Here is a 14,964-nt window from a genome sequence, read left to right on the forward strand (position 1 = left end):
TAATGTGGTTTTACCATGGTCTACGTGACCTATAGTTCCTATATTTACGTGAGGTTTAGTTCTTTCAAATTTTGCTTTACCCATTTTCTATTCCTCCTTGATAATTTAAATTGTTATTTGTGTCCTAAGACTTTTTCTGCAATGTTATTTGGCACCGGCTCATAGTGGTCGAATTCCATAGAATAAGTAGCCCTACCTTGAGTGTTGGAACGAAGATCTGTTGCGTATCCAAACATCTCGGCTAAAGGCACAAATCCTCTTACTACTTGAGCCCCATTCCTTGGCTCCATACCCTCTATTCTACCTCGTCTTGAGTTAATATCACCTATAACATCGCCCATATACTCTTCTGGCATAATTACTTCTACTTTCATCACTGGTTCCAATAATACAGGCTTAGCTTTTGCCATCGCCTCTTTAAATGCCATAGAACCAGCAATCTTAAAGGCCATCTCCGAAGAGTCTACTTCATGATATGATCCATCAAAAAGTGTTACTTTTATATCTAGCACTGGGTATCCTCCAATAATACCAGAGTGCATAGCTTCTTGAATTCCTCCATCTACCGCTGGAATGTATTCCTTTGGTATTGCTCCTCCTACTATCTTGTTAACAAATTCATAGCCTCCGCCTGATTCTTGTGGTTCAATTTTTATCTTAACATGACCATATTGGCCACGGCCACCAGATTGCCTTACATATTTTGTATCAGCTTCAGCTGGAATTGAAATAGATTCTTTATATGCTACCTGAGGATTACCTACATTAGCTTCTACTTTAAACTCCCTTAGAAGTCTATCTACAATTATTTCTAAGTGTAATTCTCCCATTCCTGCAATTAGTATTTGTCCTGTTTCTTCATTGGTTGAAGTCCTAAATGTAGGATCTTCTTCAGCAAGTTTAGCTAATGCAGTGCTCATCTTCTCTTGACTTGCTTTTGTTTTTGGTTCAATAGCTACTTCGATAACAGGCTCTGGAAACTCCATAGTTTCTAATATGATTGGATTGTCTTCATCACATAGAGTTTCTCCTGTAGATGTGTCCTTAAGTCCTACTGCTGCTGCAATATCCCCGGCATAAACCTCATCAACTTCTTCCCTTTTGTTGGCATGCATCAAAAGAATCCTACCAATTCTTTCTCTTTTACCTTTTATCGAATTGTATACATACGATCCTGCCTTTAGGGTACCTGAATATACTCTAAAGTATGCAAGTTTTCCCACATAAGGGTCTGTTACTATCTTAAAGGCCAATGCTGAAAATGCTTCATCGTCAGCTGAAATTCTTTCTAATTCTTCATCTGAATCAACTGCTACACCCTTTACAGGAGGTATATCTAATGGTGAAGGCATATAATCCACTATAGCATCTAATAAAGGTTGCACACCTTTATTCTTATAAGATGAACCACACAAAACTGGAGTAATCTCCACCTTAATCGTAGCATTCCTAATAGCTCTTATTATTTCTTCAGGAGTTATTTCTTCTCCTTCAAGATATTTGATCATTAAATCTTCATCGTGTTCTGCTATGTTTTCAAGTAGGTTCTCTCGATATTCTGTTGCTAAATCTGTTAATTCTTCAGGAATATCTACTACTTCTATATTTTCACCAAGATCATCGTTATAAATTCTGGCATTCATATTTACTAAGTCGACAACTCCGGTAAAATTATCTTCTTTTCCAATAGGTATTTGTATGGGGACTGGGTTGGCTTTTAGTCTGTCTTTAATCATGTCTACTGCATTAAAGAAATCTGCTCCAACGATATCCATCTTATTGATGAAAGCCATTCGAGGAACATTATATTTATCAGCTTGCCTCCAAACCGTTTCTGATTGAGGTTCAACTCCTCCCTTTGCACAAAATACCGCTACAGCACCATCTAGGATTCTAAGGGACCTTTCAACTTCTACTGTAAAATCCACGTGCCCTGGTGTGTCTATGACGTTGATCCTATGATCTCTCCAATGACATGTGGTCGCAGCAGATGTTATAGTAATTCCCCTTTCCTGTTCCTGTTCCATCCAATCCATCTGTGCAGCACCTTCGTGGGTCTCTCCTAGTTTGTGTATTTTTCCAGTGTAAAACAATATTCTCTCTGTAGTAGTTGTTTTTCCTGCATCTATATGAGCCATTATTCCTATGTTCCGTGTTTTCTCTAATGGAAACTTTCTGGGCACAATACTTCCTCCTTCCTGATTCTAAGTCCCCCTCTGTATATTCTATCTATTAACTACCATCTGTAATGTGCGAATGCCTTATTTGCTTCAGCCATCTTGTGAGTTTCTTCTCTCTTCTTAACACTTGTTCCAGTATTGTTGGCTGCATCCATTATCTCCTTGGCTAATCTTTCAACCATGGTTTTTTCTCCTCTTGCCCTTGAATAGCGAACAAGCCAACGTAAGCCTAATGTTTCTCTTCTTTCAGGTCTAACTTCAACCGGAACTTGATATGTTGCCCCACCAATACGCCTTGCTTTAACTTCTAATACTGGCATTATATTGTTCATAGCTTTATAGAATACTTCAAGAGGTTCTTCGCCAGTTTTTTCTTCAATATAATCAAAGGCGCCATAAACAATGTTCTGAGCAACACCTTTTTTGCCATCAAGCATTACATTGTTGATAAGTTTTGTTACGACTACATCATTATATATTGGATCTGGCATTACTTCTCTTTTAGCTACATATCCTTTTCTTGGCACTTTACTTCCCTCCTTAACCATCTAAAGTAGATTCATTGGTACTCGACAGCTCCAGCTGCCGCTGTGCACTTAAATGCATATATATATTAACTGGAATAATTCCATTGCATTTTAGCACAATTATTTTTTAGGCTTTTTAGCCCCATATTTAGATCTAGATTGCATCCTTCCTTCTACTCCTGCCGCATCCAAAGTACCCCTTACCACGTGATACCTAACACCTGGAAGGTCCTTAACTCTACCACCTCTTACTAAAACAACACTATGTTCCTGTAGATTGTGGCCAACTCCAGGTATATATGCATTTACTTCGACTCCATTAGTAAGTCTAACTCTGGCTACCTTTCTCAAAGCTGAGTTAGGTTTCTTAGGCGTAACAGTTCTAACAGCTGTACAAACTCCCCTCTTTTGTGGTGAATGTACGGTAGTAATATCCTTCTTTAGTGAGTTGTAGTTTACACCTAATGCTGGAGATTTGGATTTGTATACAACCTTTTTCCTACCTTTTCTAATCAATTGATTAATGGTTGGCATAATTGCACCTCCTTCTAAATACAATTATTATTTTAACAATGCAGCACTGGCTGCACTGACATCAATATTACAAGCCTTTCCTAATTCCCTCATTGAAGCTACATATACTACATCAACCTGTTTTTGACTACAAGCTTCAGCTATTTCTTCTATTATCTTCTTATCTGCATCCTTAGCTATATACACTATTTCCACTTTTTTATTGTCTAAGGCTCTTTTAACCTGCTTAGTTCCAACCACCTTATTGTCGGTATTAAGCCTATATAACATGTAAGTTTCCTCCTCCTTTTAAACATTTTAAAGATTATGTGAACCTTTACGTTCACATAATCTTCATGTTGTCAAAGAGTCCACTTTTAATTTACGCACTTATACATTTTACCATCAGTTATTTTCACTGTCAACAATATTTTCATCTAACCCTTCTATTTCTTCTCCATTTTCATATACTATATCAATATTTCTGTACCTTCTCATCCCAGTTCCTGCAGGAATGAGTTTACCAATTATTACATTTTCCTTTAAACCTATTAGATTATCTTCTTTTCCTTTAATAGCTGCTTCCGTCAATACTCTAGTAGTTTCTTGGAAGGAAGCGGCTGATAGGAAAGATTCCGTTGCTAAAGAAGCTTTTGTTATTCCAAGCAGGGTTCTTCTGCCTATGGCAGGCTTGCCTCCAGCTTCTGAAACCTCTCGGTTTATATCTTCAAAATCATTTAAGTTTACTAGACTTCCAGGCAATAGATCTGTATCTCCTGATTCTTCCACTTTCACCTTGCTTAGCATTTGTCTAACTATAATCTCAATATGTTTATCATCTATATCTACACCTTGAAGCCTATAGACCCTTTGCACTTCCTTTACAAGATAGTTCTGTACTCCATGTACCCCTTTGATCTTCAATATATCATGTGGGTTTACTGATCCTTCTGTTATTTCATCGCCGGCCTCGATAAAATCTCCCGGTCTTACCTTTAATCTAGAACCATAAGGTATGCTATAAGCCTTGGTATCACCATCCTTAGAAGTAACAATGATTTCCTTCTTCTTTTTGGTTTCACCGATGCTTACCTCTCCTGATATTTCAGATATAATAGCTAATCCCTTTGGCTTTCTTGCTTCGAATAGCTCTTCAACCCTTGGTAAACCTTGAGTAATATCAGCCCCTGCTACACCACCAGTGTGGAAAGTACGCATTGTAAGCTGGGTACCAGGTTCTCCTATGGATTGAGCTGCTATAGTTCCTACGGCTTCCCCTACATTGACCGGATCTCCTGTTGCTAGATTCCTTCCATAGCATTTAGCACATACGCCATGGCGAGTTTTACATCCTAGTACTGATCTAACCTTTACCTCTTCTATACCTACTTCATGTATCTTTTCAGCTATATACTCTGTAATCATCTCATCTTTTTTAATTATTATATCATTAGTATTAGGATCTATTACATCTTCCACTACATATCTTCCAATTATCCTATCCTTTAGTTCTTCTATTACTTCTTTACCATCTTTAAAGTCTTTGGATACTATATATTGGTCTGTTCCACAGTCATCTTCTCTTACTATTACATCTTGACTGACATCTACCAATCGTCTAGTCAAATAACCCGAGTCCGCAGTCCTCAACGCCGTATCTGCCAACCCTTTTCTCGAGCCGTGAGTGGATATAAAGAACTCCAATACATCTAATCCTTCCCTAAAATTGGACTTTATCGGAATTTCTATAGTTTTCCCAGAAGCACTGGCCATCAGCCCTCTCATACCAGCTAATTGCCTAATCTGATTTTTACTACCTCTAGCTCCTGAGTGAGCCATTATATAAATATTGTTCATAGGATCTAGCCCATCCATTAGAGCGTCAGTGACCTCTTCAGTAGTCCTATTCCATATTTCAATTACCTTTTCATATCTTTCTTCGTCAGAGATTAATCCTCTTCTATAGGATTTTTCAAATTTATCTACTTCCTCTTCTGCTTTTCCTAATAGCTCCATCTTTTCTTCAGGTACGATTACATCTCCCATGCTTATGGTTATAGCTCCTATAGTAGAGTAATGAAACCCTAATTCCTTAATATGGTCAAGTACTGCTGCTGTCACAGTATTTCCGTGCCTTCTATAGCATTTTTCAATTATCACACCTAATACTTTTTTATCTACAAGTCTATCTATTTCCAAGGAATAGGGATCTTTCTCCCTGTCTACAAAGCCCAAATCCTGTGGTATATGTTCGTTAAATATAAATCTCCCTACGGTGCTCTCCACAAGCTGTCCTCTATCTTCTTCACTCAATTTTCTTCTCACTTTGACTTTTGCATGGATACCTACATCGCCATTGTAATAAGCTTGTAATAGTTCATCGTAGTCCTTGAAAATTTTACCTTCGCCTTTTTCTTCAGGGTTTTCTACAGTTAAGTAGTAACTACCCAAAACCATATCTTGAGTTGGCGTAGTTATAGGTTTTCCATCTTTTGGTGCTAATATGTTGTTTACCGATAACATAAGTAATCTTGCTTCTGCTTGGGCTTCCATGGATAACGGCACGTGAACCGCCATCTGGTCTCCGTCAAAGTCAGCGTTATAGGCAGTACAAACTAGAGGATGTAGCTTTATAGCCTTTCCTTCTACCAACACAGGTTCAAAGGCTTGGATCCCCAGTCTATGCAGAGTAGGAGCCCTGTTTAGAAGTACAGGATGATCTTTTATTACTTCATCTAACACGTCCCATACTACTGGCTTCATCCTTTCTACCATGCGTTTAGCCGATTTTATATTGTGAGCATATTCTTCTTCTACTAATTTTTTCATGACAAAAGGCTTGAATAACTCTAAAGCCATCTTCTTAGGCAATCCACATTGGTAAAATTTCAATTCTGGTCCAACTACTATAACGGAACGGCCAGAGTAATCTACCCTTTTACCCAGTAGATTTTGTCTAAACCTACCTTGTTTCCCTTTCAACATATCTGATAGAGATTTAAGAGGTCTATTTCCAGGTCCTGTAACAGGCCTACCTCTACGTCCATTGTCGATTAGCGCATCTACTGCTTCTTGGAGCATTCTCTTTTCGTTTCTTACTATGATATCTGGAGCTCCTAAATCTAGTAGTCTCTTCAATCTATTGTTTCGATTTATAACTCTTCTATATAAATCATTTAAATCCGAAGTAGCAAACCTGCCTCCATCTAGTTGAACCATAGGCCTTAGATCAGGAGGGATGACTGGAATAACATCTAATATCATCCATTCAGGTCTATTTCCCGACTGCCTAAAGGCCTCTACTACCTCAAGTCTCCTTATTATCCTTACTTTTTTCTGTCCCGTTGCATCTTTAAGCTGCAGTCGTAAATCTTTTGCCTCTTCATCTAAATCTATCTTTGCCAAAAGTTCTTTAATGGCCTCAGCTCCCATTAAAGCCCTAAATTTATTGTTATACTTTTCTTGAGCTTCTCTAAATTCCGGTTCAGACAATAGCTGTTTTTCATATAATGAAGTGTCGCCACCATCAATTACTATATAAGATGCAAAATAAAGTACCTTTTCTAAAGATCTAGGAGACATATCCAATATAAGTCCCATCCTGCTGGGAATTCCTTTGAAATACCATATATGGGATACAGGGGCAGCTAGTTCTATATGCCCCATCCTTTCCCTTCGTACTTTAGATTTCGTTACTTCAACTCCACATCTATCACAAACAACACCTTTGTATCGGACCCTTTTATATTTTCCACAATGACATTCCCAGTCCTTTGTAGGCCCAAATATCTTTTCACAAAAGAGCCCCTCTTTTTCAGGCTTTAAAGTCCTATAATTTATGGTTTCTGGTTTCTTTACTTCTCCTTTTGACCATTGCCTTATCTTCTCTGGAGATGCAAGACCAATCTTTATTGAATCAAATGTGTTTAATTCAAACAAGGAGCTTTCTCTCCTTTCTATAATAAGTTTATAAAACCTTTACTTTAAACTTTCCTTTAATCTTAATCTTCCTCATCTATAATAAATCTATCATTTAGTTGTTCTTTTTCTTCATCATTTGACAATCTATTACCAACTAATTCGTCACCCATCAATTCCAAATCATCTACATCGTCATCAACAGATTCCTTTATCTCTATTTCATCGTCTTCCTCAGACAACACTTTTACATCTAAAGCCAAGCTCTGTAACTCTTTTATTAGTACCTTAAAGGATTCTGGAACTCCAGGCTCTGGAATGTTTTCGCCTTTTACGATGGCTTCATAGGTTTTTACACGACCTATTACATCATCAGATTTTACCGTTAATATTTCCTGCAAAGTATGGGCAGCACCATAGGCTTCCAATGCCCAAACCTCCATTTCTCCAAACCTTTGGCCACCAAATTGAGCCTTTCCTCCAAGAGGTTGTTGAGTTACAAGAGAATAAGGACCTGTAGATCTAGCATGGATTTTATCATCAACTAAATGATGGAGTTTCAACATATACATATAACCTACAGTAACAGGATTGTTTAGTTCTTCACCTGTTCTTCCATCTCTCAATTTAATTTTACCATTTTCAGGATATTCAGCTTTCTTAAGAGCATCTATTATCTCCTGATCGCTAGCCCCATCAAATACAGGTGTAGCTACATGCCATCCCAGTTTTTTTGCAGCTAATCCTAAGTGAACTTCTAGTACCTGACCTAAGTTCATACGTGAAGGAACTCCTAGTGGGTTTAGAACTATTTCTACTGGTGTTCCATCGGGTAAATAGGGCATATCCTCTTCAGGCAATATCCTAGATACCACCCCTTTATTACCGTGACGACCACACATCTTATCCCCCACGCTTATTTTCCTTTTAGTTGCTACATATACTCTTACCATCTGATTTACACCAGGAGATAGCTCATCTCCATTTTCTCTTGAAAATATCTTCACATCTACTACTATACCTGATTCACCATGGGGAACCCTTAAAGAAGTATCTCTGACTTCCCTTGCTTTTTCGCCAAATATGGCCCTTAAAAGTCTTTCCTCGGCGGTTAGTTCTGTTTCACCTTTTGGTGTAACCTTACCAACCAGTATATCGCCAGACTTTACCTCTGCTCCTATCCTTATAATCCCCATTTCATCTAAATCCTTAAGCATATCATCCCCAACATTTGGAATATCTCTCGTAATCTCTTCTGGTCCTAATTTTGTATCTCTAGCCTCTGACTCATATTCTTCAATATGGATAGATGTAAGAGTGTCTTCAATTACTAGCTTTTCATTTAGTAATATAGCGTCTTCATAGTTATACCCTTCCCAAGTCATAAAGGCGACTAAAAGATTTTTACCTAAAGCAATTTCTCCTAAGTCCGTACTAGGCCCATCGGCAATAACCTGCCCTTTTTCTACTTTTTCATTTTTAACGACAATAGGTCGCTGATTAATAGTTGTTCCTTGGTTAGAGCGTTTGAATTTTAAAAGCTTGTATCTATCTATTTGTTTATCTTCGTCTCTTTCTATCAGTATCTCATTGGAACTTACCTTTATTACGGTACCTGAGTTCTTAGCTATTATAACTACACCTGAATCCCTTGCTGCTTTATACTCTATACCTGTTCCTATTATTGGTGCCTCAGTCTTTAAAAGTGGAACAGCTTGACGCTGCATGTTTGCACCCATTAAAGCCCTATTGGCATCATCGTTTTCTAAAAAAGGGATCATAGACGTACCAACAGAAACTATCTGTTTAGGAGATACATCCATATAATCTACCTCACTTGCAGGATATATATCTATTACTCCATCTTTACCACGGGCGATAACCCTTTGGTTCACAAATCTGCCTTCTTCATCTAAAGGTTCATTGGATTGGGCAATAATAAATTCATCCTCCAAGTCAGCAGTTAAATATTCAATAGTCTTAAGGACAACCCCTCTTTCCTTATCAACTTTCCTATAAGGTGCTTCTATAAATCCGTATTCATTAATCCGAGCATAGGTAGTTAATGAGGTTATTAACCCGATATTGGGTCCTTCTGGAGTTTCAATAGGACACATTCTACCATAATGAGAATGATGAACGTCCCTTACTTCAAATCCCGCTCTATCACGACTTAATCCTCCAGGACCTAAGGCAGACATCCTCCTTTTATGGGTTAGTTCTGCTAATGGGTTAGTTTGATCCATAAACTGGGATAATTGACTGCTTCCAAAGAATTCCTTTATAGACGCTACTACTGGTCTTATATTTATTAGGGCTTGAGGGGTCGCAACATCAACGTCCTGTATTGTCATCCTCTCTCTTACAACCCTTTCCATCCTAGATAACCCTATTCTGAATTGATTTTGCAAAAGCTCTCCAACAGAACGCAATCTTCTGTTGCCTAAATGGTCTATATCATCGGTCATACCGACTCCGTTAAATAAGTTAAATTCATAGTTTATGCTTGCAATTATATCATCACGGATAATGTGTTTTGGGGATAGATCCCTATGTCTCTCTCTTATAGCTTCCTTTAATTCTTCTGGGTCATCATAGGTTTCTACTAATTCCTTCATAACTGGATAGTATACCTTTTCCTTTAATCCTAGTTCCTCAAGGGAAAAGGGCAGATCAAAAGCCTTTCCATCAACAAAGCGATTGCCTACTACACGAACAACTCTACCATCTCCAAGCATAATGTCTACTTTGTTGATTCCACTATTTTCGATATCTATAGCTTTTTGTCTTGTAATTTTTTCCCCTTTAGAGACAAATAACTCCCCTGTCTCTGGATCAGAAATATCTTCTGCAGCTTTTTCCCCTACAATTCTATTGTAAAGGGCTAGTTTTTTATTAAATTTGTATCGTCCAACTTTTGCTAAATCATATCTTCTCGGTTCAAAAAATAGATTATTTAATAGGGATTTTGCACTTTCAACTGTAGGAGGCTCTCCTGGTCTCAACCTTTTATATATTTCAATTAAAGCCTCCTCTTCTGTGCTAGTATTATCCTTTTCTATTGTTTTTAAAACTTGTTCCGTTTCTCCCAGGATATCTATTATCTCTGCATCTGATTTAAATTCCAATGCTCTTAACAATGTAGTAATAGTAAGTTTTCGCGTCCTATCAATTCTTACATATACTATATCATTGGAATCCGTTTCGTATTCTAGCCAAGCTCCTCTATTAGGAATAACCGTAGCGGAGTAAAGTCTTTTTCCAACCTTGTCAATTTCCTGGGAATAATATACTCCTGGAGATCTTACCAATTGACTTACTACTACTCTTTCCGCCCCATTAATTATAAAGGTCCCCTTCTCTGTCATTAGAGGAAAATCCCCCATGAACACTTCCTGTTCTTTGACTTCTCCTGTCTCCTTGTTTATAAGCCTTACCTTTACCTTTAAAGGTGCTGAAAAGTTAGCATCTCTTTCTCTTGCTTCGTCCTCACTATATTTAGGTTCTTCATTAATATAGTAATCTACAAACTCCAAAATCAAGTTTCCAGTATAATCCTGTATAGGGGATATATCTTCAAATACTTCTCTTAGCCCCTCTTCTAGGAACCATTCATATGAACTTCTCTGAACTTCAATTAAATCTGGTAGATCTAATACTTCATTAATACGTGAATAACTCATCCTGACGCGTTTCCCGTATGTAACAGGATGTACCATCAATAATTCACCCCTTATTAAACTAAAATAGCCAAAAGTAAATGGTTACTTTTGGTAACTCGCCAAAGTAAATATATTATAATATTGACATATCAGTGATATTTTATACAGAAAGGCATATAGTTTCGTTTATTATAGCATCTACATATACTACCATACTGTAGTTTACATGTCAAGTATTTTAAATTTTTGCAGATAATTTTAATGGTCATTTCTGAACAATAAAAAAGGCTCTCCTTTCATGAAAGCCTTTTTTAATATTTGTCAGCAATTACTTTAATTCTACTTCTGCTCCAGCTTCTTCTAATTTGCCTTTTATTTCTTCTGCTTCTTCTTTAGAAGCTCCTTCTTTAACTGGCTTTGGTGCATTGTCAACTAGTTCTTTAGCTTCTTTTAATCCTAGACCAGTTATATCTCTAACAGCTTTGATAACTTTTATCTTTTCCTGTCCTGGTGAGTTTAATACAACGTCGAATTCTGATTTCTCTTCTGCTGCTTCTGCTCCACCGGCTGCTGGTGCTGCTGCAACTGCTGCTACTGGTGCCTGTGCACTAACTCCAAATTCTTCTTCTAATTCCTTTACTAATTCCGATAACTCTAATACAGTTAGACTTTTTACCTCTTCAATTAAATTTAACACTTTTTCACTTGCCATTTTTATATCCCTCCAAATATTTTCTAAATTTAAGTTTTACGCTCCTTGCGCTTCCTGTTTTTCCCTTACTGCATCTAGTGCATATACAAGGTTTCTAATTGTACCCTGTAGGACATTGGCAAATCCAGATATAGGTGCATTTAGTCCTCCAAGGGCTTGTGCTATAAGAACCTCTTTTGATGGTAAACTTGCTAAGTTTTTAACTTCTTCAACATCTATTATCTTACCATCCACTATACCAGCTTTTATTTCAAGCTTATCATGTTTTTTTGCAAATTCGTCAGTAATCTTTGCTGCTTGCACCGGATCTTCAAACCCAAAAGCAATAGCATTTGGCCCAGTTAGATACTGATTAAATTCTTCAAAACCTGCTTCTTCAAAAGCAAATCTCATCATGGTGTTTTTATATACTTTGTAGTCAACTCCAGCTTCTCTATAATTGCGTCTCAACTCTGTAAGTTCTTCTACCTTTAATCCTCTATAGTCTACTAATACTATACCTTGAGCTTTATTAACCTTGTCGGTAATTTCCGCAACTATTTGCTTTTTTTCTTCTAGAACTTTTTCCTTCAACAGCTTCACCTCCTAAAGGCTATAACAAATAAAGGCCTCTCCGCAGACACGGAGAGACCCTAATCTCTAAATTAAATGACTAGTTTTTAATCTCACCTCGGTAGGAGTATTTTAAACCCATGGGTTCCTACGGTCTACGGTACCTATTTAATTAACAAGCAAATTATATCAATAAACATTCTATCTGTCAACAATTTATTCTTCTTTTTTTGCAACAAATTTATCAACTAATTGCTGTGGATTTACCTTTATTCCAGGCCCCATAGTACTTGATAATGTAATGCTCCTCAAGTACTTGCCTTTTGCTGCAGCTGGCCTAGCTTTAATTATCTCTTCCATTATAACGGCAAAATTTTCTCTTAGTTTTTCCGTCCCAAAAGAAACCTTTCCTATTGGCACGTGAATTATACTTGCCTTATCGACTCTGTATTCTACCTTACCTGCCTTAATTTCTTTTACTGCTTTATCTAACTCAAAGGTAACTGTTCCTGATTTAGGATTTGGCATAAGTCCTTTTGGTCCAAGAATCCTACCGATTTTTCCTACAACCCCCATCATGTCAGGTGTAGCAACTACAACATCAAAATCAAGCCAATTTTCATTTTGTATTTTTTCTACTAGCTCTTCTCCACCAACAAAATCTGCCCCAGCTTCTTCTGCTTCCTTGATCTTCTCACCTTTAGCAAATACTAAAACTGTTCTAGTTCTTCCTGTTCCATGAGGTAATACTATTGCACCTCTTACTTGTTGATCTGCATGTCTTGGATCTACGCCAAGCCTTACAGATAAATCAACAGTTTCATCAAAATCAGCTTTTGCTGTTTTCTGAACTAGTTCTATTGCTTCTACTGCATCATATAGGTGAGTTCTATCGACTAGTTTGAAACTTTCTTGATACTTTTTTCCTCTCTTTGCCATAATTGTACCTCCTTGTGGTAATAACGGAATGTCCTCCCACTTATTTTTTAATCTTCAACAACAACACCCATACTTCGTGCTGTTCCAGCTACCATACTCATAGCAGCTTCTATACTACCTGCATTTATATCAGGCATTTTTATTTCTGCAATTTCCTTAACTTTATCTTTAGAAATTTTAGCAACTTTAGTCTTGTTAGGCTCACCAGAACCTAATTCAATCCCTACAGCTTTCTTTATCAATACTGAAACAGGTGGTGTTTTAGTAATGAAGGTAAAAGATCTATCTTGATAAACTGTAAGAATAACTGGTATTATCATTCCAGCTTGATCTGCAGTTCTTGCATTAAACTCCTTAGTAAATTGCATAATATTTACTCCATGAGGCCCTAATGCAGTTCCTACAGGTGGGGCTGGAGTAGCTTTGCCAGCTGGTATTTGTAATTTTACAACAGCAATGACTTTTTTAGCCATATTAGTTCCACCTCCTCAATCCCTATGTGGTTTAATGAGATTATACTCTCCCACTACTTTAAATCTATCTAAAAAGCTTATTAGCTTTTATAAACAGTACTACAATTTTTCTATCTGATCAAAATCTAATTCTACGAGGGTTTCCCTTCCAAACATAGAAACAAATACTTTAACTTTTTTCTTCTCTAGATTAATACTCTCAACAGTTCCCATAAAATTCTCAAAGGGCCCCGTAATTACTTTTATAACGTCTTTTTCTTTTAAGTCTATAGATGGTAATGTTGTATCTTGTACTCCTAAAGCCTTAACTTCCTCATCATTTAAAGGAACTGGCTTAGAACCTGGCCCTACGAACCCAGTAACCCCTCTAGTGTTTCTAACGAGATACCAGGACACATCGTTTATTATCATTTTAATAAGAACATATCCAGGGAAAAGCTTTCTTTCTTTAAGTTTCCTTTTCCCACTTTTTGTATCGATATACTCCTCTGTAGGCACTACTACTTCAAAAATATCGTCGATCATACCCCTGTTTTCAACCATTTTTTCGATATTGGCTTTTACTTTGTTTTCATGGCCAGAATAAGTATGGACTACATACCATTTAGCCTTTTTAGCCCGTTCTGCTCTATTCTCAACCTTATCAGTCATACCTTCCTGGACCTAATGGCCCTTCCCTCCTCCTTGTTACTTAATAATCAATGATAACACACGATGTATTCCTAGGTCTAAAACCCATACTACCAAGCCTACGATAGCACTAATTAAAACAACAACTCCTGTATAATTTACTAATTCCTTTTTAGTAGGCCAGATAACTTTTTTCATTTCAGCTTTAACGCCCTTAAAATATGTGCTTACCCTACCTTTTTTTGCACCGGTTTGAGCTGACATAAACTCACATCCTTACTTAGTTATTCTTTCTACTTAGTTTCCTTATGAACGGTATGTGTTTTACAAAACTTACAATACTTTTTAAGCTCTATTCTTTCTGCATTATTCTTTTTATTTTTAGTTGATGTATAATTCCTTTGCTTACAATCAGTACAGGCTAAAATGATCCTATCCCTCATTTGCTACACCTCCTACGCCAAATATATAGATATATAAAAAACTTAAGTTTTCATCGGGTAGAATAACCCACTATTAACTACATTACTTAATATAAACTATCACAAATTAAAAATTATGTCAATAAAAAAATCCTATGCCCCAAGGTCAATCTTTTAATAATTTTATCCAAATCCTAGCAAGAATATCCTAAGCGTGACCTTAAAAAAAGACCAGGCCAAAAGACCTAGTCTTTCATTCTCATCTAATTAGCCAACTATTTTTGTAACAACTCCAGCTCCTACAGTTCTTCCGCCTTCACGAATAGCAAATCTTAATCCCTCTTCCATTGCTATTGGAGTAATAAGCTCTATAGTAAACTTAGCATTGTCTCCTGGCATTACCATTTCTACGCCTTCTTGTAATTGAATGTCTCCT

Annotated in this window: 13 protein-coding genes, 2 pseudogenes and 1 other annotated feature; all 15 genes and pseudogenes read right to left on the minus strand. The window is 37.0% G+C overall.

From position 1 onward, the window contains the following. On the minus strand, positions 1 to 84 hold an 84-nt coding region (locus tag C3E88_RS10225), incomplete at its 3' end, for a GTP-binding protein (RefSeq protein WP_236910097.1). Between the two features lie 29 nt (positions 85 to 113). Continuing rightward, positions 114 to 2,183 carry an elongation factor G gene (gene fusA / locus C3E88_RS10230; protein WP_236910085.1) on the minus strand — a complete coding sequence of 690 codons (2,070 nt, stop codon included), beginning with the start codon at positions 2,181 to 2,183 and terminating at the stop codon, positions 114 to 116. A 53-nt stretch (positions 2,184 to 2,236) separates the two neighbouring features. Then, positions 2,237 to 2,707 carry a 30S ribosomal protein S7 gene (rpsG, locus tag C3E88_RS10235; RefSeq protein ID WP_236910086.1) on the minus strand — a complete coding sequence of 157 codons (471 nt, stop codon included), beginning with the start codon at positions 2,705 to 2,707 and terminating at the stop codon, positions 2,237 to 2,239. Positions 2,708 to 2,827: 120 nt separating this feature from the next. Next, positions 2,828 to 3,241, minus strand: coding sequence for a 30S ribosomal protein S12 (gene rpsL / locus C3E88_RS10240; protein ID WP_236910087.1), 414 nt, complete (start codon positions 3,239 to 3,241; stop codon positions 2,828 to 2,830). A 27-nt stretch (positions 3,242 to 3,268) separates the two neighbouring features. After that, positions 3,269 to 3,511, minus strand: a complete 243-nt coding sequence (locus C3E88_RS10245) for a ribosomal L7Ae/L30e/S12e/Gadd45 family protein (protein WP_236910088.1) — start codon at positions 3,509 to 3,511, stop codon at positions 3,269 to 3,271. 114 nt (positions 3,512 to 3,625) lie between these two features. Next, positions 3,626 to 7,159, minus strand: coding sequence for a DNA-directed RNA polymerase subunit beta' (rpoC, locus tag C3E88_RS10250; protein WP_236910089.1), 3,534 nt, complete (start codon positions 7,157 to 7,159; stop codon positions 3,626 to 3,628). A 98-nt stretch (positions 7,160 to 7,257) separates the two neighbouring features. Continuing rightward, positions 7,258 to 10,857: pseudogene (rpoB, locus tag C3E88_RS10255) on the minus strand (DNA-directed RNA polymerase subunit beta); the annotation flags it as partial. Positions 10,858 to 11,128: 271 nt separating this feature from the next. Then, the gene (gene rplL, locus C3E88_RS10260; protein WP_236910091.1) at positions 11,129 to 11,512 is read right to left on the minus strand and encodes a 50S ribosomal protein L7/L12; all 384 of its coding nucleotides are present in this window, start codon (positions 11,510 to 11,512) and stop codon (positions 11,129 to 11,131) included. Positions 11,513 to 11,548: 36 nt separating this feature from the next. Then, positions 11,549 to 12,085: a 50S ribosomal protein L10 gene (gene rplJ / locus C3E88_RS10265; protein ID WP_442870642.1), complete on the minus strand. Its 537-nt coding sequence runs from the start codon at positions 12,083 to 12,085 to the stop codon at positions 11,549 to 11,551. An 18-nt stretch (positions 12,086 to 12,103) separates the two neighbouring features. Beyond that, positions 12,104 to 12,243, minus strand: a sequence feature (ribosomal protein L10 leader region). 37 nt (positions 12,244 to 12,280) lie between these two features. Next, positions 12,281 to 13,003 carry a 50S ribosomal protein L1 gene (gene rplA / locus C3E88_RS10270; RefSeq protein ID WP_236910092.1) on the minus strand — a complete coding sequence of 241 codons (723 nt, stop codon included), beginning with the start codon at positions 13,001 to 13,003 and terminating at the stop codon, positions 12,281 to 12,283. Positions 13,004 to 13,050: 47 nt separating this feature from the next. Further along, the gene (rplK, locus tag C3E88_RS10275; RefSeq protein WP_236910093.1) at positions 13,051 to 13,476 is read right to left on the minus strand and encodes a 50S ribosomal protein L11; all 426 of its coding nucleotides are present in this window, start codon (positions 13,474 to 13,476) and stop codon (positions 13,051 to 13,053) included. 99 nt (positions 13,477 to 13,575) lie between these two features. Beyond that, a complete protein-coding gene (nusG, locus tag C3E88_RS10280) occupies positions 13,576 to 14,127 on the minus strand; it encodes a transcription termination/antitermination protein NusG (protein ID WP_236910094.1) in 552 nt (183 codons plus the stop codon). Positions 14,128 to 14,163: 36 nt separating this feature from the next. Then, the gene (secE, locus tag C3E88_RS10285) at positions 14,164 to 14,370 is read right to left on the minus strand and encodes a preprotein translocase subunit SecE (RefSeq protein WP_236910095.1); all 207 of its coding nucleotides are present in this window, start codon (positions 14,368 to 14,370) and stop codon (positions 14,164 to 14,166) included. A gap of 29 nt (positions 14,371 to 14,399) precedes the next feature. Continuing rightward, positions 14,400 to 14,549, minus strand: coding sequence for a 50S ribosomal protein L33 (gene rpmG, locus C3E88_RS10290; protein WP_236910096.1), 150 nt, complete (start codon positions 14,547 to 14,549; stop codon positions 14,400 to 14,402). A gap of 246 nt (positions 14,550 to 14,795) precedes the next feature. Continuing rightward, positions 14,796 to 14,964, minus strand: a pseudogene (gene tuf, locus C3E88_RS10295) (elongation factor Tu); the annotation flags it as partial.

The sequence above is a fragment of the Clostridium sp. Cult3 genome, assembly GCF_021655115.1.
In the GTDB taxonomy this organism is placed as follows: Bacteria; Bacillota; Clostridia; order Tissierellales; family Tepidimicrobiaceae; genus PPXY01.

Bases quoted from the DNA above. Each gene is read 5' to 3' on its own strand.
- rpsL (WP_236910087.1), bottom strand. From the start codon at position 3,241: ATGCCAACCATTAATCAATTGATTAGAAAAGGTAGGAAAAAGGTTGTA.
- rplK (WP_236910093.1), bottom strand. From the start codon at position 13,476: ATGGCTAAAAAAGTCATTGCTGTTGTAAAATTACAAATACCAGCTGGC.
- secE (WP_236910095.1), bottom strand. From the start codon at position 14,370: ATGTCAGCTCAAACCGGTGCAAAAAAAGGTAGGGTAAGCACATATTTT.
- nusG (WP_236910094.1), bottom strand. From the start codon at position 14,127: ATGACTGATAAGGTTGAGAATAGAGCAGAACGGGCTAAAAAGGCTAAA.
- rplL (WP_236910091.1), bottom strand. From the start codon at position 11,512: ATGGCAAGTGAAAAAGTGTTAAATTTAATTGAAGAGGTAAAAAGTCTA.
- rplA (WP_236910092.1), bottom strand. From the start codon at position 13,003: ATGGCAAAGAGAGGAAAAAAGTATCAAGAAAGTTTCAAACTAGTCGAT.
- C3E88_RS10245 (WP_236910088.1), bottom strand. From the start codon at position 3,511: ATGTTATATAGGCTTAATACCGACAATAAGGTGGTTGGAACTAAGCAG.
- rpmG (WP_236910096.1), bottom strand. From the start codon at position 14,549: ATGAGGGATAGGATCATTTTAGCCTGTACTGATTGTAAGCAAAGGAAT.